The organism is Streptomyces sp. NPDC055140 (assembly GCF_053607285.1).
Map to the genome: position 1 here is coordinate 80,860 of NZ_JBSGTG010000006.1, position 18,961 is coordinate 99,820.

The window sequence follows — 18,961 nt, forward strand, 5'->3', positions numbered from 1 at the left end:
CGGCCCAAGGGACGCAAGAACGGCCTCTACGCGGGCCTCTCCGACGAGCTCTCCGCCCTGATGCGGACGGGCTGGGCCGACACCGAGCAGCGCGACCTGCGGCCGGACGAGCAGGCGCCGTACGCCGCCCGCCGCCGCGCCGACCTGTCCGCGCGGTTCCCGGGCGAGCGGCTGGTGATCCCGTCCGGCAAGCTCAAGATCCGCTCGAACGACAGCCATTACCCCTTCCGTCCGTACTCGGCGTACGTACATCTGACGGGAGATCAAGCACGCGACAGCGCCGTCGTGTTCGAGCCGCGCGCCGGCGGCGGGCACGACATCCTCCTCTATCTCCTCCCCCGCGACAGCCGGGACACCGACGAGTTCTGGACCGGCATGACGTCCGAGCTGTGGATGGGCCGGCGCCGCAGCCTCGCCGAGTCCGAACTGGTCCTCGGCCTGCCCTGCCGCGACATCCGCGACGCCGCCACGGAGCTGTCGGCCGCGCCCGAGGCGCCGACCCGCATCGTCCGCGGCCACGACCCGGCACTCGAGGCCGCCGTGACGACGGAGGCGGAGCGCGACGCCGGACTGGAGGAGGCGCTGTCCGAGCTGCGCCTGGTCAAGGACGAGTGGGAGATCGGCGAGCTGCGCAAGGCCGTCGACTCCACGGTGCGCGGATTCACCGATGTCGTACGGGAGTTGGCCACGGCGATCGCGACCTCGGAACGCTGGATCGAGGGCACCTTCTTCCGCCGCGCCCGCCTGGAGGGCAACGCCGTCGGCTACGGCTCGATCTGCGCGGCCGGCGAGCACGCCACGATCATGCACTGGGAACAGAACGACGGTCCGGTGCGCCCCGGCGAACTCCTGCTCCTCGACGCGGGCGTGGAGACGCACACGCTGTACACCGCGGACGTGACGCGCACGCTCCCGATCAGCGGCACGTTCACGCCGCTCCAGCGCAAGATCTACGACGCGGTGTACGAGGCCCAGGAGGCGGGCATCGCCGCCGTTAAGCCGGGCGCGGCCTACCGCGACTTCCACGACGCGGCGCAGCGTTACATGGCGGGCAAGCTCGTGGAATGGGGCCTGCTGGAGGGCGACCCGGAGCGGGTCTTCGAGCTCGGTCTCCAGCGGCGCTTCACCATGGCGGGCACCGGCCACATGCTCGGCCTAGACGTCCACGACTGCGCTGCCGCGCGCACGGAGTCGTATGTGGGCGGACCGCTTGAGCCCGGCATGGTGCTCACGGTCGAGCCCGGCCTGTACTTCCAGCCGGACGACCTGTCGGTACCGGAGGAGTACCGCGGAATCGGCGTGCGGATCGAGGACGACCTCCTGGTCACGGCCGACGGCACGGAGAACCTGTCGGCCGGCCTGCCGCGGTCGGCCGACGAGGTCGAGGCGTGGATGCGCACGCTCGCGGGCGACCGGTAGGGGTCCCGCTGCTGCGACAACCGCCCGCGGGGGCCCGGCCGTCGGAACGGCCGGGCCCCCTCGGACGGTCAAGGCTTACGCCGTCGGGACCGGGTAGGTCGGGTACTCCACCCCGGAGACGTGCTGGACGACGCGGATGACCTGGCACGAGTAGCCGAACTCGTTGTCGTACCAGAGGTAGAGGATCGCGTTGTCGCCGTCGACCTTGGTGGCACCGGCGTCCACGATGGAGGCGTGGCGTGAGCCAACGAAGTCCATGGAGACCGCGTCGGGGGCGGTGGTGAAGTCGATCTGGCGCTTGAGCGGCGAGTTCAGCGAGACGTCGCGGAGGTAGTCGAGGACTTCCTCGCGGGTGGTCTCGCGGCCCAGGCGCAGGCTGAGGATCGCGATCGAGACGTCCGGCACCGGCACGCGGATCGAGCTGCCCGTGATCGGCGCCTTCAGGTCGGGCAGCGCCTTGGCGACGGCGGAGGCGGCGCCGGTCTCGGTGATGACCATGTTGAGCGGCGCGGAGCGGCCGCGGCGGTCGGCCTTGTGGTAATTGTCCAGCAGGTTCTGGTCGTTGGTGAACGAGTGAACGGTCTCCACGTGGCCGCGCAGCACCCCGTACTCGTCGTCCATCGCCTTCAGCGGCGGGACGATCGCGTTGGTGGTGCAGGACGCGCAGGACAGGATCTGCTCGTCCGGCTTGATCATGTCGTGGTTGACGCCGTGCACGATGTTCGGGACGTCGCCCTTGCCCGGAGCGGTCAGGACGACCTTCTCGATGCCGGGACGGAGGTGCTTCGACAGGCCCTCGCGGTCACGCCACTTGCCGGTGTTGTCGATCAGGATGGCGTCGTTGATGCCGTACGTCGTGTAGTCGACCTCGGACGGGTCGTTGGCGTAGATCACCTTGATCTCGTTGCCGTTGGCGACGATCGTGCTGTTCGCCTCGTCGACCGTGATCGTGCCGTTGAACTGGCCGTGGATGGAGTCGCGGCGCAGCAGCGAGGCACGCTTCACGAGGTCCTGGTCGCCACCGCCCCGGACGACGATGGCGCGCAGCCGCAGTCCGTTGCCGGAGCCGGCCTTCTCGATGAGCAGGCGGGCGACGAGGCGGCCGATGCGGCCGAAGCCGTAGAGGACGACGTCACGAGCCTGGCGGCGCTCGATCTTGTTCTCACCCGTGGCGCCGGAGACGGCCTCGGCGGTGAACTCCTCGACCGAGAGACCCCGGTCGTCGGCCCGGTGCGCCTCGGCGAGCAGGCCGATGTCGATCTGCGACGGGCCGAGGTCGAGCGCGGCCAGCGCCTGCAGGAACGGCATCGTCTCGGTGACCGACAGTTCCTCGCCGGCGATCTGGCGGGCGAACCGGTGGGTCTTGAGGATGCTCACCACCGACTTGTTCACCAAGGAGCGGCTGTGGAGCAGGACGGTCACGTCCCGCTCCCTGTGCATCTTCCCGATGATCGGGATCATCGACTCCGCGATCTCCTCGCGGTTCTTCCAGTTGGTGAACGAGTCGTCTTTGACAGTCACAGGTTTATCTTTCGAGCTAGGCGGCGCTCATATGCTAACCCGCCCCCATTTTGATCGTTCAGACGGTCCCCCGGGTTGATCGTTCAGAGGGTCTCGCCCAGCGAAAGCCTCCCTCGTGCCCGGCGCGCCCGTCGGCGTCGCTCAGCCGTCGAGGAGTGTGCGCAACCTGGTGGCGTTGCCCCGTATGTCGCTGCCGATGCTGACGGTGAAGGCGCCGGCGGCGAGCCACTCGGCCGTGTTGTCGACGGTGATTCCGCCGGTCGCCATGATCCGCGCGCCGGGCAGCACGGCGAGCAGCGACTTGAGGTAGGCGATACCTCCGATGTGCGCCGGGAAGAGCTTGGCCACTCCGCGTTCGGCGGCCGTGCGCAGTTCGGACGGGGTCAGGCCGCCCTCGACCAGCAGCCGGTCGGCGTCGTCCGCGACGGGACGGGCGTCGGGGACCTGGAACGGGCTGACCAGGAACTGGGCGCCGGCGGCCAGCGCCTGCTCGGCGATCCGCGGTGAGGTCACCGTGCCGAGTCCGAACACCGCCTGCGGGAACTCCTGGTGCCAGCTCTTGACCAGGCCCTCCCAGCCAGGGGTGGTGGCCGTGAATTCGAAGGTGGTGAAACCGGCGTCGAGCAGCTCGCGGGCCAGTGCGTAGGCGGCGTCGGCGTCGGCGGCCCGTACGGTCGGCACGGCGCGCGCCTGCTGGAGGTGGTCGACGACGCTCTGGACGGCGGGGGTGAGAGACATGGCGGGGAGGTCCTTCGATGGGCGGGGCGGAGTCAGGAGGATTCGGGTGCGGCGATGGCTGCCAGCGCGGCGAGTGCCTCGGCCGCCCCTTCGCCGCGCGCGGTGAGGACGATCTCCTCGCCGGAGCGGATGTTGAGCGACATCAGGGACAGCACGCTGCGGGCCGGGACCTCGCGTGTGTCGGCCGCGGAGCTGCCTTCGGTGCCGGCTCGGCGTACCGTCACGGCTGCCGTGCTGCGGCCGGCGGCCTGGGCGAAGGCCGCTGCCGGCCGGGCGTGCAGCCCTGCCGCCTCGGTCACCACCAGGCGGCGCTCCAACGGCGCCACCGGCGTCGTCGTGCCGTCCGCGTCCGCCGCCCGCTCGGGCGTTGTCCCGGCTGCCGGCCGACCGTTCACCTGCGCGTCCTCCTGGTCCGGTGCCGGTGTCCGCCCGGTCTCTGTCCGCTCTCCGTGACCGCCGGGCCCGGCGGTCACCCGCGCGCCGCCCAGGATCCCGGTGAGCCGGGCCACGATCTGTTCTTCCTCGTGCGGAGTCAGCGGCCGGGGGTCGATGGCCAGCCTGCCGGTGGCGGCGTGGTGGTCCCGCAGGAAGACGGGCGGCTGTCCCTGTGCCAGCTCCGCGGCGAGCTCGGTCGCGTTCCGGCCCGCCTCCTTCGGGTCGACGGTCAGTTCCGTCCGGTGGATGAGCCGGCCCGCCTCGTCGCGGACGACGCGCGCGGAGAGTCCCGGCAGCCCGTCGACGCGCTCGGCGAGCCGTGTCATACGGGCGTGCTGCTGCTCGGGGTCGACGGCGCCGGCCGCGGTTCCGTAGTCGCGCACCGCCTGTACGAGGCCGAGGACGGTTTCCTTGCCGACCTTCATCGGCCGCCCGATGCCGCCGTACTGTGCGCGGCACGCGGCGATCAGGTCGGCCGGTCCGCAGATCAGTCCGGAGGTGGGGCCCCCGATGGCCTTGCCCCCGCTGTAGACGACCAGGTCGGCGCCGGTGGCGGGCCAGCGGCGCAGGTCCTCCTCGGCCGCCGCGTCCACGATCACCGGGATACCGTGCTCGCGCCCGATGGCCACCACCGTCTCCAGCGGGACCTGGCCCTTCTGCACGGCGTGGTGCGACTGGACGTACAGGAGAGCTGCGGTGCGATCGGTGATCGCGGCGGTGAAGTGCTCGGGGCGCGCCTTGTTGACGGCGCCGACCTCGACGGGCCTGCCGCCCCCCATCGCGATCATCTGGCACACGGAGGCGCCGAAGTGGACAGCATGCCCCTTCTGCAGCACCACCTCGTCGGGCGCGCCGCCCGCGTCGGGCAGTCGCTCGATCCGGGCCGGGTCGCTGCCGGCGACGAGGGCGGCCACCGCGATGGCGATGCCGGCTGCGGCGCCGGTGGTGGGGCAGGCGTCCTCGGTGCCGGTGGCGCGGGCGAGTTCCCGGCCCGCGGCGACGAGCAGGTCGTCCATCACTACATGGCCGCCGGCCGCCTCGCCCATGGCGGCGATCACCCGGTCGTCGAGCCGGCTGCCACCGAGGGCGGTCATCTTGCCGCTGGCGTTGATGGCGTGGGTGAGGCCGAGGTCCTCGTACAGCGTGTTCATGGTGCCTTTCGTGGAGAGCAGATCGATGGCGTCGGGTGAGGCCGACTTCTTCGGGGCGCGCCGAGAGGCCCTAGGTGCCCGCGATGGGGAAGAAGAGCCCGAAGAGCATGGCGCCGAGGATGGCGCCGCCGGTCAGCGGCTTCTTCCACCAGTAGAAGAGCGCGGCGCCAAGGGTGGAGCCGAGGCCCACGGGGAGGGAGGCGGTGGCCGCGGCGATGATCACCAAGGGGCCGAGATAGCGGCCTGCGGAGTTTCCGGCGCCCATCATCACGTCGGCGCCGAAGGTGGAGGTGCCGCCCGCCGAGTTCACGGTGGCCCGCCGGATGGCCAGGATCAGGGCGCCGATCAGCGCGCCCAGCAGGGCGCCGGTGGGCAGGGCCAGCCAGAAGTGCTCCAGAGGGGCGGTGATCCCGGCAGCCAGCAGCATCGCGGGGATGCCGATGCCGACGCCGGTCTGCAGCGAGCCGCCGATGTCGAGGATGCCGACCATCGGCCCCTCGATGATCCGGGCGAACAGGAAGCCGGCGCCGAAGGCCGCCGCCGCCCCGTAACTCCCGCTGTCCATACCGCCCTTGAGCATCGCGGTGACGGCGACGTCGCTGAAGGTACCGGTGCGGTAGACGTAGTACAGGTGCGTGCCGGCGAAGATGCCGGCGGCCAGGGCCGCCACGAAGAGCGGGAAGGCCCATTCCGAGAGCCAGAAGCTGCCCTCGCCGGGCACTTTGCCGCGGGTCCTGCCCGCGGGTGCCGCAGCTCCCGCGGTGGTGGTGGCGTCGTTCGTGGTCATCGCGGTGCCTCGCTCACTTGGTCGGGGTGGTGCCGGTCGCGTCGTGGAGCCGGCTCAGCCAGTGCGGCACGTCCGCCTTCATCTGCTGCAGCAGCTGGATGTCCACGCCGCGCAGGAAGGCGCTGCCGACGAACAGCAACACGACCGCGCCGGCGAGCGCCTTGGTGACCCTGGTCCAGCCCAGGTCGTCGATGCCCTTGCCGACCACGATGCCGAGCACGATGCCGGGAACCGCGTTGCCCATCACGACATGCGCCAGACCACCGAGTACGGTGCCCCAGCCTCCGCTGCGCCGCCCCGCGTCGACCGCCGCCATCCAGAAGACGATCGGCATGACGGGGTTGATCAGCCACTCAGAGGCGGGGCCGAGCACATCGGCTGCGACGTTCTGCAGTGAGTGCGGAATGGACGCGGCGGTGGTGTTCAGAACCGTCACCAGGACCAGGCCGACGCCCGCCCCGTAGGCCGCCATCCGGCGCGGGTTGTGCAGCGTCTCGTCGAGGTTGCGGTTCTTGGTCATCGACAGCGCGGCGGCCCAGTGGGGCACGATGCGGTGGTCGACGTCCGAGGTCAGCGCGCCGGTGCCGACGGCGCTGGCCCAGGCGTTGAAGAAGAAGCCCAGGCCGAAGGAGAAGTGCGCGACCGGGTCGTTCTCGCAGGCGTTGAGTTCGCCCAGGGTCCGGAAGGCACCCATGCCCTGCACCTTGGGCGCGTGGAACATGCGGGCCACGCCCGCGCTCGCCCCGAAGCCGATCAGGGCGCCGATGACCATCGACTCCAGTGCGATGGTGAGCGTCTCGTTCATGCGGGTGTCCTCACCTCATGTGGAGCGCGTGCTGGAGTGGCGTCAGCCGCTCCTCGCGTACGGAGAATGCGATGGCGTCCAGATCGAGTGCGGCGGTGCGCACCTCGATCCGCAGGGTCAGCTCGTAGCTGCGGCGCTCGCGAGCGAAGAGCAGACCCAAAAAACGTTCAGTCCAGCGGTGTTCGACCGCGGACGCGATCTCGACGGCAAGCGGCTCGACCCGGAAGCAGACGCCGTCCGTCAGCTTGCCGACGGCACCGGAGACCTGCTGCATGGCGGCGGCGAACGCCTTCTCGCGGGTGGGCCCGGTGCCGCTGACCCGGACCGTGTGCCGGTCCTCGATCACGCCGACTCCCCGAGCTTCTTCAGCAGCGCCTCGGTCACCTTGAAGCCGAGTTCCTCACTGTCCAGGAAGCCGAAGCCCAGCACGGTCTTGCCCTGCTGCACGGCGGTGATCCCGGCCTGCGGAGAGCGCATACCGAACTCGATGTCATGGCCGTACTTGGCCTTGGCGGTGACCGCGCCCGCGCCGCCACTGCCGCAGAACGAGATGCCGAGGGCCGCGCCCTCGGCGGCCATCACGTCGCCGACCTTCATGTCCGCGCCGGGGCCCGGGATCAGGATGGGTTCGCCGCCCGCCGCCCGTATGCCGTCGGCGACCGCCTGGCCCTTGCCGAGCCGGTGTCCGATCACGATCTTGACTGCCATGGTGCACTCCCTTTGTCGTTCGTCGATGCCTGGCCCGCTGGTGTGGGGCCGGTCATGCTTGTGCGTTCTGTCGTGCCGGTGAGCTCTCCTGGAGCTGCCGCGCCGTCTCGAAGTGCAGGGCGAGCAGGAGGACTTCGGTGTCCTGGGCGGCGTGACCCAGGGGTGTGCCGTACCCGGCGATCAGTTCGCGGGCGGCGGCCAGCGGGCCCGGCGTGATCTCGTCGGCCACTCCGGGGTCCAGCGCGTCGAGGTGTTCGCCGGCGCGTACCCGGCGGACGAAGCCGAGGGCGTGGACGGCGAGCGCGAGCCGGCGGTCCTCGTCGAAGGAGATCCTCTCCGCTGCGGCGCGTTCCTCGATCAGCGGGAGCAGCCGGGCCAGGGCGTGGCGGTCCTCGTCGCGCACGGGTTCGGCGGTGTCCGCCACGGCGCCGGCGAGCGCCTCGATCAGGGGGTCGTCAGTCATGCGGTGGCCTTTCGTATCGGCATCGGGCGCCCGGCACGGACGGTCGCGACGGGCGCGAGCCAGGGTCCTGCCGGGCGGGTGACTCCCTGGGAGTCGGTGAGCCGGTCCGGCGCGCCACGGTCCTCGAGCAGACTCAGGTCGCCCGCGGCGCCGGGCCGCAGCGAACCCAACTCGCCTGCCATGCCCAGCACTTCGGCCGGGTGCGTGGTGGCGCACCGGATGACCTCCGGCAGCGGCATCCCCAGGGCGAGCAGTTTGGACAGGGTGCGGGAGAGGTCCCGCACCGGTCCGTTCATGTTGCGTGCGTGCAGGTCGGTGCTGATGGTGTAAGGACGGATGCCGGCCGCCAGAGCGCGTTCCGCGGTGTCGAACGCGAAGCTGGCGCTGCCGTGTCCCACGTCGAACCGGACCCCGCGCTCCAGTGCCGCCCGGACCTGCGGCAGCGGTTCGGCTCCGTCGCCGAAGAGCCCGCCGGGCTTGCCGTGGAAGGCGTGGGTGACGACGTCGCCCGGCCCGAGCAGGTCCAGGACGTCGCCGAAGGCGGGCGGGGCGTTGCCGACGTGGACCATGACCGGCAGCGCGTGCGCCGCGGCGAGTTCCCTGGCCGCGCGCAGCGGCGCCAGACCGCTGTCTCCGAGGACCGACCGGCTCATGCGGACCTTGAGACCGCGCACCACCGCCGGGTTGTCGGCGAGGATCCTGCCGGTGCCCTCGACATCGATGTCGGCCGCGCCGCCGACGAGTTCTTCGGTGCCGTGCACGAGGCCGTGCCGGGAGATGTTGAGCCAGCTCAGCACGCGGGTGGCGGCCGGGGTGACGACCGAGGAGGCGAAGTGCGGCCAGTCGTCGCTGCCGCAGCTGCCCGCGTCGACGACCGTCGTCACCCCCTGCTGCACACCGGCCAGATCGGCCGGGACACCGAGGCCGGTGGCGCCGTCGTAGATGTGCGTGTGCAGGTCGATCAGACCGGGGGTGACCAGCAGACCCGTCGCGTCGTACACCTCGGCGCCGGCCGGGTCGAGCGTCCCGGCCAGGCCGACCGCCGCGATCCGGCCACCGGCGAGTGCGACATCGCCGGGCTCGACGGTGCCCCGCTCGGGGTCGACCACCTGCCCGCCAAGAATCACAAGATCGAAACGGTTGACGACGGATGCCTGCACAGCCATGGACGGCGGCCTTCCACTGAGCATGAGATAGGGCGTGGGGGGACAACTGCGGAGCACCGAGGCGTTCCGTAGGGTAGATTCGCGTTCCGTAGAACGGATTGACTGCACGCTAGCCGGATGCCTTCGGAGGGTCAATGGATCGCGAAGAGTCGATGAAATCGACGGGTGCCCCGACGAACGCCTCGTCAGCTACGCGTAAACCGACGCCGCCGGAGCTCCGGCCGGAGAGCCCGCACGGAACCACCCAGGGACAGTCCGAGACCTCGGGCCCGGTCAACTCCGTCGCCAAGGCGCTGCGCGTCCTGCACGCCCTCGCCCATCCGGACGCCCCCCACAAGCTGGGCGAGATCGCCGAGCGCTCCGGCGTCCCCAAGGCCAGTACCCACCGCATCCTCGCGACCCTGATCGAGGAGGGCTACGCCGTCCCGGACGGCGAGGGGCGCTACGGCATCGGCACCCAACTGCGCGCACTGGCCGCCCAAGTGCTGTCGGACGACACCGTCGGCATCGACGCGGTCCTGCGGGCACTCCAGCAACGCCTGGGCCAGGCAGTCCACTTGGCGGTCCTCAGCGGCGACCACGCCACCTACACCCACAAGGTCGACCCCGGCCTCGCCTACCGCATCGCCACCGAGGTGGGCACCCGCCTCCCCCTGCATGCCTCGGCCGCGGGCAAGGTACTGCTGGCCCACCTGCCCGAGACCGAGACGAAGGCACTGCTCGACCGGACCGGCCTCCCGGCCCGCACCTCGCACACCGTCACCGACCGCACCACGCTGCTCAGCCAGCTGGAAACGGTCCGGCACACCGGTTTCGCGACCGATTACGAGGAAGCCGACGAGGCGATCTGCTCCCTCGCCGCTCCCGTCCTCGACACCGACGGCTCTCCGGTCGGCGCGGTCTCCGTGTCCTCCCTGGCCGCCCTCGTCACCGAGGAGCAACTCACCGCGTTCGCCCCGGCGGTCCGACAGGCGGCCCAGGAGGTCTCCCGCAGACTGTGACGCGCACCCCAGTGCCCAGCCCCGCCCGAACGGCGGGGCTGCGCGGGGCTCCCCGGCCACATCAGCCGGTGTAGACCTCCGCACGGTCGACGCTCACGAACGAGGCGGTGGACTGCGCGCTGTGCTCACCCGTGACCCGCACTCGCAACGTGTGGTGTCCGGGCGTGAGCCTTGGGCTCAGGTACTGGACCGTCTCCCCGGTGCGGATGGCGCCGTAGAAGTCCACGCGTTGTTCCGGCCCACCGTCGATACTCAGATCCGCGTAGCCGTTCCCCACGTCACGTACGGACAACAGGGCGATGCGGGTGCCGTCGAAGGTGAAGGTGGCCGAGGCGTCGGCGCGGTCGCTCCAGTGGTCGTCGCTCCAGAAGCACTGGGTCGCACAGCCGGTGCCCGAGTTCCAGGCGCCGCTGTAGGTGACGGTTCCGGCACCGTCGGAGCGCCCGTCGTCGTTGATCCAGTAGTTGCCGGCCCCGGGGTCCCCCGACGGCAGGTCCTGCGTGGCGCCCATGGCGAGCGGCCGGCCGAAGTCCGGGCTGCCGTCCGCCTTCCAGCCGAACTTCTGGGCGCGCGTGGTGCGGTTGCTGTAGGTGAGGGCACTCGTCGTCTTGGCGTGGTAGACGATCCAGTCCTCGCTGCCGTCGGGCGACTTGAAGAACGCGTGGTGGCCCGGCCCGAAAACTCCGTGGTCGTCGGCTCGGGAGAAGACCGCACCTTGATGCTGCGTCCAGTTGCCCGGCACCAGCGGATCGGCCGTGTCCGGGAGCGACATCATCCACAGCTGGTAGTCCGGCTTGCCCGTGTCGCACGTCGAATACGTCATCCACGTACGGCCGTTGCGATTCAGGAACTCCGGCCCCTCACGGACCTCCGGGCAGCCCCCCGCGCCGTCGATGGCCACCGCGTCGCCCGAGATCGTGTAGGGGTTGGACAGCGGTGCGATGTTGAGGCCGTTGTGCTGGTACTGGTTGATGCCGCTGTAGGCGAGGTAGAGCCGCCCGTTGTGCTGCAGGATGCCCGCGTCGATGGCGAAGTCGTTCGCATGGTTGGGCGGCGCGAGCTCGGCCTTGAAGTGGTAGGGGCCCGCGGGATCGTCCCGGTCCGACTCCAGGACGTAGAGGCGGTGGTGGCCGTCCACGCCGTCGTCCGCGGTGTAGTACATGTACCAGCGATCACCGAACCGGTAGAACTCCGGCGCCCAGATGTCGCGGTTGCGCGAGCTGTCCGTGTCGGTCCACACCGTGACCGGATCGGCCGTCAGCAGGGTGCTCAGGGACGGCGATCGCCACATCCTGATGCTGTCGCCCTGCGTCGTCGTGAGGTAGTAATTGCCGTTCCAGTACGTCATGTACGGATCGGGGCCGCTGTTCAGCGGATTACGGAACCCGCCCGCAGCGGCGGCGGCAACCGTGCGCGGCGCGCCGGGCGACGGATCGGCCGACGCGGGAAGGACGCCGCCGATGAGTGCCAGGAGCGCACCGAACGCCACAACGGCCCGGCGGACGGTGCGGAGGGAGCTCGACAGGGACATGGGCAGCCCTTCGGAGGCGGCTCCCCGAAGGGAAGCCGGCACGGGAGCGCGACGTCGTTACATCGATGTAAACCTGTGACGTCACCGTAGGGACGGCTGCGACACCTGTCAATTGCGCAGCAGTCCCACGGGACTTCGGGTCATCCCCGTCGGTGACGAGGGCTGGATGTGGGCCAGGCCTTTCGAACGAAAGGCCCTAGGTGAGCAGGAGGGAGCGCACGTCGGCGTAGCCGTCGCCCGCGTCCGAAGACCGGGTGTCGAAGACCCGGGTGACGGGGGCGCCGCAGGTGTGGGGCGTCCATCCCGGCCTGCCGTCGCGGATGAACGCGAGCGCCGCGCCGTGGACATCCGCGGCAAGGGCCTTGGGCGGCTCGGCACCGGCTACGGCGGTGATCCCCTCGGCGTCGAGGCAGTCGAAGTGGAACGGCACATCGAGGCAGTGCGTGGCAAGGCCGAGGACGGGCGAACGCCAGGCGAACCGGTACAGCCAGGTGGGGGCGGTGCCGCGAGCCCGGGCGACGCGGGCCACGGCGGTACGGAAGACGTGGTCCGTGACGTACTGGCCGACGAGGTCGGCCGTGTCCAAGTCCGGGTGATCGGCGACATACGCGGTGGCGACGGCCTCGTCCACACCGCACCCGGTGAGGATCCGGGCCGGCACCGCCGTGGCAAGTCGGCCCCGCACGGGGTGCAGCGCCATCGTGAACTCGTGGTCGGTGGCCCCGAGTACGAGCTCCTTGTCGGCTCCCACACCCGCTGCGAGGGCGTCCAGGGTGGCCTGGGGGATCAAGTCGCCATCGACCATCGGAGCAAAGGGCAGGCTTTTGCTGATCAGGCTGGTGAGCCCGGCCAGAGCATCCTCCGGGTCCGTGCCCGTGCCCGTATCCGTATCCGTATCCGTGTCGGTGTCCGCTGCCAGGGATGACACCCGCTTCTGCAGATCGAGGATCTGTTCCTCGCTCAGCTGGGACAGACCGGTTCGCGTCGGTTGCACGCCGCCCAGTTCGGCCAGCTTCCGCCCCACACGTTCCGCCCCGGCCGGCGACACCTGCGAAACCGGGCCGGACAGGCAGTGCACGCGGCGGAACAGGTGCTGCGCGCAGGGCATTCCCAGCAGGGTCAGCACGGCCGCACCGCCCGCCGACTGACCGGCGATCGTGACACGGCCGGGGTCCCCGCCGAAGCGCCGGATGTTGTCCCGCACCCATTCAAGGGCCAGCAACCAGTCACGGACGGCAAGGTTGTGCGGTGCGTCGGAGATCCATCCGAAGCCGTCGAATCCGAGCCGGTAGCCGACCGAGACGACGACCACCCCGTCACGGTTGAAGGAGGCGCCGTCGTACCAAGGGCTCGCCTGGGATCCGGCGACGAACCCACCCCCGTGGATCCACACCATCACCGGCAGGCCGGCGTCCGGAGAGGGATCCGGGGTGAACACGTTGAGATTGAGCGTCCCGTCGCCCGGGATGCTCGGCTCGGGGATGAAGGTGACCTCGGCCAGGGGGCGGCGCTGCGCCGTCGGTCCGTAGGCGGTGGCGTCCAGGACGTCGGACCACGGCTCAGGAGGGACGGGCGCGGCGAACCGGAGTCCGCCGACGGGGGGTTGGGCGTAGGGGATGCCGAGGAATCGGACACCGCTCTCACGGCGCTCACCGCGCACGGGGCCGTGGGCGGTGCGGACGACGGGCTGCTCCGCGGGATGGTTGGTCACTGGTTGCTCCTCGTTCACTCATGTCGTAGGCGATGGTGGGCAGTTGGGAGGCTCAGCGAACGCTCCGGACCCGCAGTACGCCCAGCGCGCCCACGAGGGAGACGGCCGCGGCGACCGGGAACAAGGCCTCGTAGCCGCCGGCAGCGACGATCCAGCCGGCGAGGGTGGGGGCGAGAATCTGCGGTCCGGCGTTGGCGATGTTGATGACACCCATGTCCTTCCCCACGTCGGCGGCGCGGGGCAGGACCTTGGTGATCAGGGCCATGTCGACGGCCATGTAGGCGCCGAACGCCACACCGCCGACGATGTTGTACGCGAGCATGCCGCCCTGAGTGGGCCACAGCATCGGAAGCGCCAGGGCCAGCGAGGCCACGGTCCCGGAGGCGAACACGAACGGCTTCACCCTGCCGACCTTGTCGGCGAGGGGCCCGAGAAGGACGGTGGGCGACCGTGCACAGCGCGTTGACGACCATCAGGAAGCCGACGGTCGGCAGCAACTCCTGGGGCGGGACCTTGATGTAGTCGGCGAGCAGGTACAGGTTGTAGGTGAGGACGATGAAGTAGCCCAGCATGACGCCGAGTCGCGAGACGAAGGCCCAGCCGAAGTCCGGGTGCCGGCGGGGGCTGACCCAGAAGCCGCCGAGGAACTCCCTGAGCGAGAACGGCTCACGCGGCAGGTCACGGGCGTCGCTGTCCGGGGACATGACGACGAACACGAGCGCCGCGACGACGATGACGGCGGCTGTCAGGTAGTAGCCGTTCTCACCGGCGAACCGGCCGCCGAATCCGCCGATGACACCGTCCAGACCGAACTTCGTGCCCGGCACCCCGCCGATGATCAGTGCGGCGGCGATCGTGCCGAGGGGCACACCAAGACCGACCAGCGCGGAGAAAGTTCCGTACCGGGCGGCCGGGACCCGATCGGGCATCGCGGCGGTCAGGGCGGCTTGGTAGCCGTTCATGATGAACTGCACGACGCCCCAGCTCAGGCCGAGTGTCGCGATGCTCGTCGCGTGTGCCTGGGCGACCAGGGCCAGTGCGCCGAGCAGCGCGCACAGAAGGATCCACGGCGCCCGGCGGCCGAACCGCGACCTCGTGCGATCAGACAGCTGCCCGAACACCGGATTGCCGATCGTTGCGAGAACAGCCCCCATGGTGCTGGCCGTGGACAGGGCGGAGGTGTCGTTGGTGCCGGTGATCTGGGCGACCTGGATCGGCAGCAGGAAGCCGCCCACGCCGAGCCACAACAGGTAGAGGGCGATGTTGGCGGCCGGCAGCGTGACGTAAAGCCGTGCGAGGCGTCGCGGAGGCGCGGGTGCGGCGGCCTCGGGCTCGGCGCCGGCGACGGCGGTCGCGGTCGCGTTTTCAGGAAGTGAATGGGTCATGGTGAGGCCCCTTGAAGAGCGATGCCGATAAGTGCGGACGCGGTGGGGGCGCGCGTTGAGGAGGAGAGTAGGTGACACGTGTAATCAGCGGAAGAGGTCTGACGGCGCGAGTTGTGTTCGTCATCAGCTGCGGGACCACTCACGTGTTGAAAAGTTGAAGCCAGTGATCGACGTCGGACCAACGTCTCCGTCAGCCACGACGCGGTCGCCGCGTGCGGCGACGCTGCTGTTACGTCACCATGCCGACCGCCCTGGCTAGGCGGTTTCCCGGATCACCAGACCTGTTCGGAGGTAGGAGCGGGTCTCCGCAGGAGTGTCGGGGGCGCCGATCAGGCGGTCCAGCATCGCCGCGATCTCTCGTGCGGGAGTGAAGTCCATACGGACCGTCGTCAGCTTCGGGCGGAGCAGCCTGCCGATCAACAGGTCGTCCGCACCCACCACGGCGACGTCCTCCGGGACGCGCAGCCCGGCGTCCTGCAGGGCGCGAACCGCCACGGACGCGTACTCGTCGTTGTATGCGAACAACCCGTCGGCCCCGGTCTTGACGAACAGCTCGGCCCACCGCACCGCCGCCTCCTCACCGAGGGCGAGTTCCTGGCGCACGACGGTGACCGAAGCATGTGCGCGCGCCGCGGCCTCGGCACCGGAGAGCCTGGGCACGGCGAACCCGCGCAGCGACGCATCGGCGGGGACGATCACACCGATCTTCCTGCGTCCGGCCGCGACCAGGTGTTCCACAGCCATCGCGCCGACCTGCATCTGATCCGCCACCAGAGCGTGCGCGCCGGGGACCGGCACCGGCCCGGCGCTGACCACGACCCCGATCCCGGCCCGGTGCAGCAGGGCGACGGCTTGCTCCTCCAGGCTGTCGTCCATCAGCGACAGCACCGCGTCGGGCCTCAACTCGGCCCACCGGCGAGCGGCCTCCGCGCCCCGGTGTCCCGTCGGGCCGTAGAGCACGGCCGTGTAGCCGAGCTCCGAAAGGGCCAACTGCAGCTCGGCGAAGTACTGGGCGAACAACGGCCCTGCGATCACTGCCGGGGTGGTCAGCAGAACGATCCCGCTTCGCCCCGCGCGCAGTGCCCGCGCCACGGCGTGCGGCACGTAGCCCAGCTGCAGGGCCGCTTCCCTGACCCGCTCCCGGGTCGCCTCGCTGACGCGTCCGCCTCGGGTGTTGTTCAGGACGTACGAGACGGTGGCCCGAGAGACTCCGGCGGCGCGTGCCACGTCTTCACTGGTGGGCGGGGTGCCGGCCGAGCTCTGCGAGGACTTCGAGGCCATGATGCCCCATCATCGCAGAAGAGGCCGGTGCCGCTTCCTCGCCGACGCCGGCCACGAGCTGCGCACCCCGCTCACCGCCGTCCAGGGCTTCGCCGAACTCCTCCTCGACGAAACCGACATGGCAGGACCGGCGACGGCATGAGGCACACACCCTGATCGCCCACGACGCAGACCGGATGAGCCGCCTCGTCGACGGCCTTTTCCTCCTGGCCAAGCTCGGCGACAGCGAAAGCGGCACGCCCGCCGCACACCGCGAACCCGTCGACCTGCTCTCTCCGGCAGCCGATGCCATCGCCACCACCGCGATACGCCACCCCCACCGCGGCATCACTCTGAAGCCCCTGGCAACCCACGCCACCAGCCGCGACAGCGACCTCGACATCATCGAGGCCCCCGGCGACCCCCACCAGCTCGCCCGGGTCCTGGCCAACCTGCTGTCCAACCCCTGCGCCCACACCCGCATCCATGTCCGGGTCGGCGCCGCCCGCACCCCCCGTCGTGGAGGACCTCGGCAGCGGCCCACAGCTGCTGTCCGGCGTACCGGTCTGTGTCATCGAGGTCGCAGACAACGGCCCTGACATCAGGCCCGACGAGGCCCCTCACGTCTTCGAGCGCTTCTACCGCGCGACACCGCTCGATCAACCGGCCGAACCCGAGGCCGCAGCCGCGGTCGGATCCCCGGCCGTCTCGGAACCCGGCCCCGAACCCGGCTCCGGCCTCAGGGGTGAGCCGGAGCGTGTCGATGCCGATGGGCCGGGACGCAGCACGTAACGCGTGGTGCCTCCCGACGCCGAAGCCGGTCTCAACCGGCTTCGGCGCACGCCATGTTGGGCCCGATTCCGCCGCCCTGCCCTCTGCTCAGGCTGTCGGAATTGCCTCTCCTGCCGGGCCACCGTCCTCCAGTGAGCTTCCTTCCGGCCCGAGCGGGCGGCCCTCCCACACAAGCGTCTGCCAGCCCTGGTCGGGCGAGCCGGAGAGGACGACGACGCCCGTGTTGCCCAGCGGGCGGCTCGACGCGTACGCCACGTCCACGTTGGCCGCCCGTGCGGCCACCCACATCCGGATCGCGGCACCGTGGCTGACCATGGCCACCGTCTCCGCCCCCGACCCGGCGGCCTCCGCAACCACGGAATCGAAGCGCCCGAGGGCCTCCACGCCGTCTTCGCCCCCGGGCATCCGGCGTTCGACGTCGCCTGCGGACCAGGCGAACGCGGTGGAGAGGTACAGAGCGGCGGCCTCGTCGTCGCCCCGCATCTCCAGTTCCCCGGCAACCAGCTCCCGGATGCCGTCCCGAACCTGGACCTCCAGCCCCGTCGCAGCGGCCAGGGGAGCGGCTGTCAGCTGGGTGCGCAGCAGTGTGGAGACGTAAAGGGCATCGATCTTCTCCCCCGCCAATGCCTGCGGCAGCGCGGCCGCCTGGTCCTGCCCCAAAGGCGTCAGCCCCGGGCCCGGCACCTCGGTGTCCAGCAGGTGCTTGAGGTTGGACGGGGTCTGGCCGTGGCGTATGAGCAGCAGGCGCATGCGGGAAGGACCTCCTCGGAGCGGATCACGTCCTTTCAGCCTCCCACCTGGGCCTGTGGACGACACACGGGGGAACCGCCCCACACCCGCCGTCCCTCCCCCGAGCCGCCCTCGGAAGTGGCTCCATCCCCGTCATGGCCGTAGCCGCGCCAGGCGAGCGGGGACAGTGGAAGGGGGGATGTGCCATCTATTGCGGCCGATCGCGCCGTACTTCTGGTTCGTCCGCCGCGCCCTTCCCGCTCGTCGTCTCCACCGACGTGTTCTCTTCGTCGAAGTGGAGGGGGAGCGTCGGCTGATACCCGCCCGCGGAGATCTTGTCCACCATCCCGGCGAGATACCCGCAGGCTCGCGAGATCTCCTCCTGGGCCTGGTTGCGCTCGCTGACGGCCGCCGCGACGAGCAGGGCGGTCAGCGCGGAGGAACCGTTGAAAGCCTGCAGGGTGATCATGCTGGTGAGCAGATCCTGACCGGCGAACGGGCCGGACCCCCGGGCGGCGGCGACGATCGTGAAGGTGGACACGGCCAGGGCGCAGGGTGCGGCCCCGGCCAGCTGGAAGCGGAAGGCCGCCCAGATCAGCAGCGGGAATCCCAGGAACATGAGAGGCGTGCTGCCGCTCCCGACGAGTCCGACGCAGGCGGTGGCCACGAGGAGCAGGAATCCCTCCGCCCAGCGGGACGGCGGAGCGTTCTTCGGCCAGCGTGCGGTGCGGAGAACGAGCAGGACCGGCGTCACCACCAGGACGCCCATCGCGTCGCCGGTCCACCAGACCGACCACGTCGGCCAGAACCCGTCGGCGCTCACCACACCGGCGAGGGCCAGGGTTCCGCTGCCGATCGTCGCGCTGACCAGCATCCCGGTGAACGCACCGAGAAAGATCAGGGCGAGCACATCCCGCAAACGGGACAGTTCGATACGGAATCCGGCACGCCGGAGCAGTGCGTAGGAGCAGACGGGCGCGAGGGTGTTTCCGGCCACGATGGCGAGAACGGCCGGAACCGACGGTCCGAGGGAGGCGTTGACCAGGAGCGCGCCGAGCGCGATCCCGGGCCAGATTCGCGGGCCGCGCAGGAGCAGGCTTGCCAGGGCGATACCGGTCGGCGGCCACAGCGGGGTGACCTGGCCGCGCACCAGCTGCTGGAGCAGTCCCAGCCTGGCCGAGCCGTAGTAGACCGCGGCCACGACACAGATCTCCAGGGCGGCCGCGGTGCCGCGCCGGAGCCGTTCTCGCCGGGCGACTGTCATGGGTGCGGCCTCCGCTTCGGCATCGCTCCGTGATCCATCATCCGCCGCTTCCCCCGGATCCTCCACGGCACCGTTGGGGCGGGCGTTCGTCGCGG

At 70.6% G+C, this 18,961-nt stretch carries 18 protein-coding genes and 2 pseudogenes; 4 read left to right on the top strand and 16 right to left on the bottom strand.

Annotation, left to right across the window (positions count from 1 at the left end; all coding sequences use genetic code 11):
- Positions 1-60 precede the first annotated feature (60 nt).
- Positions 61-1,419: an aminopeptidase P family protein gene (locus tag ACWFR4_RS14215; RefSeq protein WP_453652850.1), complete on the top strand. Its 1,359-nt coding sequence runs from the start codon at positions 61-63 to the stop codon at positions 1,417-1,419.
- Positions 1,420-1,494: 75 nt separating this feature from the next.
- On the opposite strand, the gene ACWFR4_RS14220 is transcribed toward ACWFR4_RS14215, so the two are convergent.
- The 9 genes from ACWFR4_RS14220 to ACWFR4_RS14260 all read right to left on the bottom strand — a co-directional run bounded on the left by ACWFR4_RS14220 (position 1,495) and on the right by ACWFR4_RS14260 (position 9,193).
- The gene (locus ACWFR4_RS14220; protein ID WP_453652605.1) at positions 1,495-2,940 is read right to left on the bottom strand and encodes a glyceraldehyde-3-phosphate dehydrogenase; all 1,446 of its coding nucleotides are present in this window, start codon (positions 2,938-2,940) and stop codon (positions 1,495-1,497) included.
- 141 nt (positions 2,941-3,081) lie between these two features.
- Positions 3,082-3,678 (bottom strand): bifunctional 4-hydroxy-2-oxoglutarate aldolase/2-dehydro-3-deoxy-phosphogluconate aldolase, encoded by a 597-nt coding sequence (locus tag ACWFR4_RS14225; protein WP_453652607.1) that lies wholly within the window; start codon positions 3,676-3,678, stop codon positions 3,082-3,084.
- Positions 3,679-3,710: 32 nt separating this feature from the next.
- Positions 3,711-5,264, bottom strand: a complete 1,554-nt coding sequence (locus ACWFR4_RS14230; RefSeq protein ID WP_453652609.1) for a DgaE family pyridoxal phosphate-dependent ammonia lyase — start codon at positions 5,262-5,264, stop codon at positions 3,711-3,713.
- A 70-nt stretch (positions 5,265-5,334) separates the two neighbouring features.
- Complete coding sequence (locus tag ACWFR4_RS14235; RefSeq protein ID WP_100592860.1) at positions 5,335-6,051, bottom strand: DUF4310 family protein; 717 nt, start codon at positions 6,049-6,051, stop codon at positions 5,335-5,337.
- 13 nt (positions 6,052-6,064) lie between these two features.
- Positions 6,065-6,856, bottom strand: coding sequence for a DUF4311 domain-containing protein (locus tag ACWFR4_RS14240; RefSeq protein ID WP_326772541.1), 792 nt, complete (start codon positions 6,854-6,856; stop codon positions 6,065-6,067).
- Between the two features lie 10 nt (positions 6,857-6,866).
- Positions 6,867-7,202: a DUF4312 family protein gene (locus ACWFR4_RS14245; protein WP_453652611.1), complete on the bottom strand. Its 336-nt coding sequence runs from the start codon at positions 7,200-7,202 to the stop codon at positions 6,867-6,869.
- Positions 7,199-7,564: an SFCGS family glycine-rich protein gene (locus ACWFR4_RS14250; protein WP_100592857.1), complete on the bottom strand. Its 366-nt coding sequence runs from the start codon at positions 7,562-7,564 to the stop codon at positions 7,199-7,201. The genes ACWFR4_RS14245 and ACWFR4_RS14250 overlap by 4 nt, the downstream gene beginning before the upstream one ends.
- A gap of 52 nt (positions 7,565-7,616) precedes the next feature.
- A complete protein-coding gene (locus tag ACWFR4_RS14255; RefSeq protein WP_453652613.1) occupies positions 7,617-8,027 on the bottom strand; it encodes a hypothetical protein in 411 nt (136 codons plus the stop codon).
- The gene (locus ACWFR4_RS14260) at positions 8,024-9,193 is read right to left on the bottom strand and encodes an amidohydrolase/deacetylase family metallohydrolase (RefSeq protein WP_453652615.1); all 1,170 of its coding nucleotides are present in this window, start codon (positions 9,191-9,193) and stop codon (positions 8,024-8,026) included. Before ACWFR4_RS14260 ends, ACWFR4_RS14255 begins: the two co-directional genes overlap by 4 nt.
- A 134-nt stretch (positions 9,194-9,327) precedes the next feature.
- Here ACWFR4_RS14260 and ACWFR4_RS14265 point away from each other — a divergent pair, with 134 nt between their 5' ends.
- Entirely contained in the window at positions 9,328-10,194 is an 867-nt protein-coding gene (locus tag ACWFR4_RS14265; RefSeq protein ID WP_453465279.1) for an IclR family transcriptional regulator, read from the top strand.
- Between the two features lie 61 nt (positions 10,195-10,255).
- Here ACWFR4_RS14265 and ACWFR4_RS14270 read toward each other — a convergent pair whose 3' ends face one another.
- From ACWFR4_RS14270 to ACWFR4_RS14290, 5 genes and pseudogenes are all read right to left on the bottom strand, one after another.
- A complete protein-coding gene (locus ACWFR4_RS14270) occupies positions 10,256-11,725 on the bottom strand; it encodes a family 43 glycosylhydrolase (protein ID WP_453652617.1) in 1,470 nt (489 codons plus the stop codon).
- Positions 11,726-11,921: 196 nt separating this feature from the next.
- Positions 11,922-13,436 (bottom strand): carboxylesterase/lipase family protein, encoded by a 1,515-nt coding sequence (locus tag ACWFR4_RS14275; RefSeq protein ID WP_453652619.1) that lies wholly within the window; start codon positions 13,434-13,436, stop codon positions 11,922-11,924.
- Positions 13,437-13,488: 52 nt separating this feature from the next.
- Positions 13,489-13,863: pseudogene (locus ACWFR4_RS14280) on the bottom strand (MFS transporter); the annotation flags it as partial.
- Between the two features lie 88 nt (positions 13,864-13,951).
- Positions 13,952-14,821: pseudogene (locus tag ACWFR4_RS14285) on the bottom strand (MFS transporter); the annotation flags it as partial.
- Between the two features lie 255 nt (positions 14,822-15,076).
- Complete coding sequence (locus ACWFR4_RS14290; RefSeq protein ID WP_453465271.1) at positions 15,077-16,102, bottom strand: LacI family DNA-binding transcriptional regulator; 1,026 nt, start codon at positions 16,100-16,102, stop codon at positions 15,077-15,079.
- Here ACWFR4_RS14290 and ACWFR4_RS14295 point away from each other — a divergent pair.
- Positions 16,101-16,244 (top strand): histidine kinase dimerization/phospho-acceptor domain-containing protein, encoded by a 144-nt coding sequence (locus tag ACWFR4_RS14295; RefSeq protein ID WP_453465269.1) that lies wholly within the window; start codon positions 16,101-16,103, stop codon positions 16,242-16,244. The two genes, ACWFR4_RS14290 and ACWFR4_RS14295, sit on opposite strands and share 2 nt — an antisense overlap.
- Before the next feature lie 34 nt (positions 16,245-16,278).
- On the top strand, positions 16,279-16,680 hold the full coding sequence (locus ACWFR4_RS14300) for a hypothetical protein (RefSeq protein WP_453652621.1): 402 nt from the start codon (positions 16,279-16,281) through the stop codon (positions 16,678-16,680).
- Between the two features lie 280 nt (positions 16,681-16,960).
- On the opposite strand, the gene ACWFR4_RS14305 is transcribed toward ACWFR4_RS14300, so the two are convergent.
- Complete coding sequence (locus ACWFR4_RS14305; protein WP_453465265.1) at positions 16,961-17,623, bottom strand: histidine phosphatase family protein; 663 nt, start codon at positions 17,621-17,623, stop codon at positions 16,961-16,963.
- A gap of 187 nt (positions 17,624-17,810) precedes the next feature.
- Complete coding sequence (locus ACWFR4_RS14310) at positions 17,811-18,866, bottom strand: MASE1 domain-containing protein (protein ID WP_453652623.1); 1,056 nt, start codon at positions 18,864-18,866, stop codon at positions 17,811-17,813.
- Between the last annotated feature and the right edge of the window lie 95 nt (positions 18,867-18,961).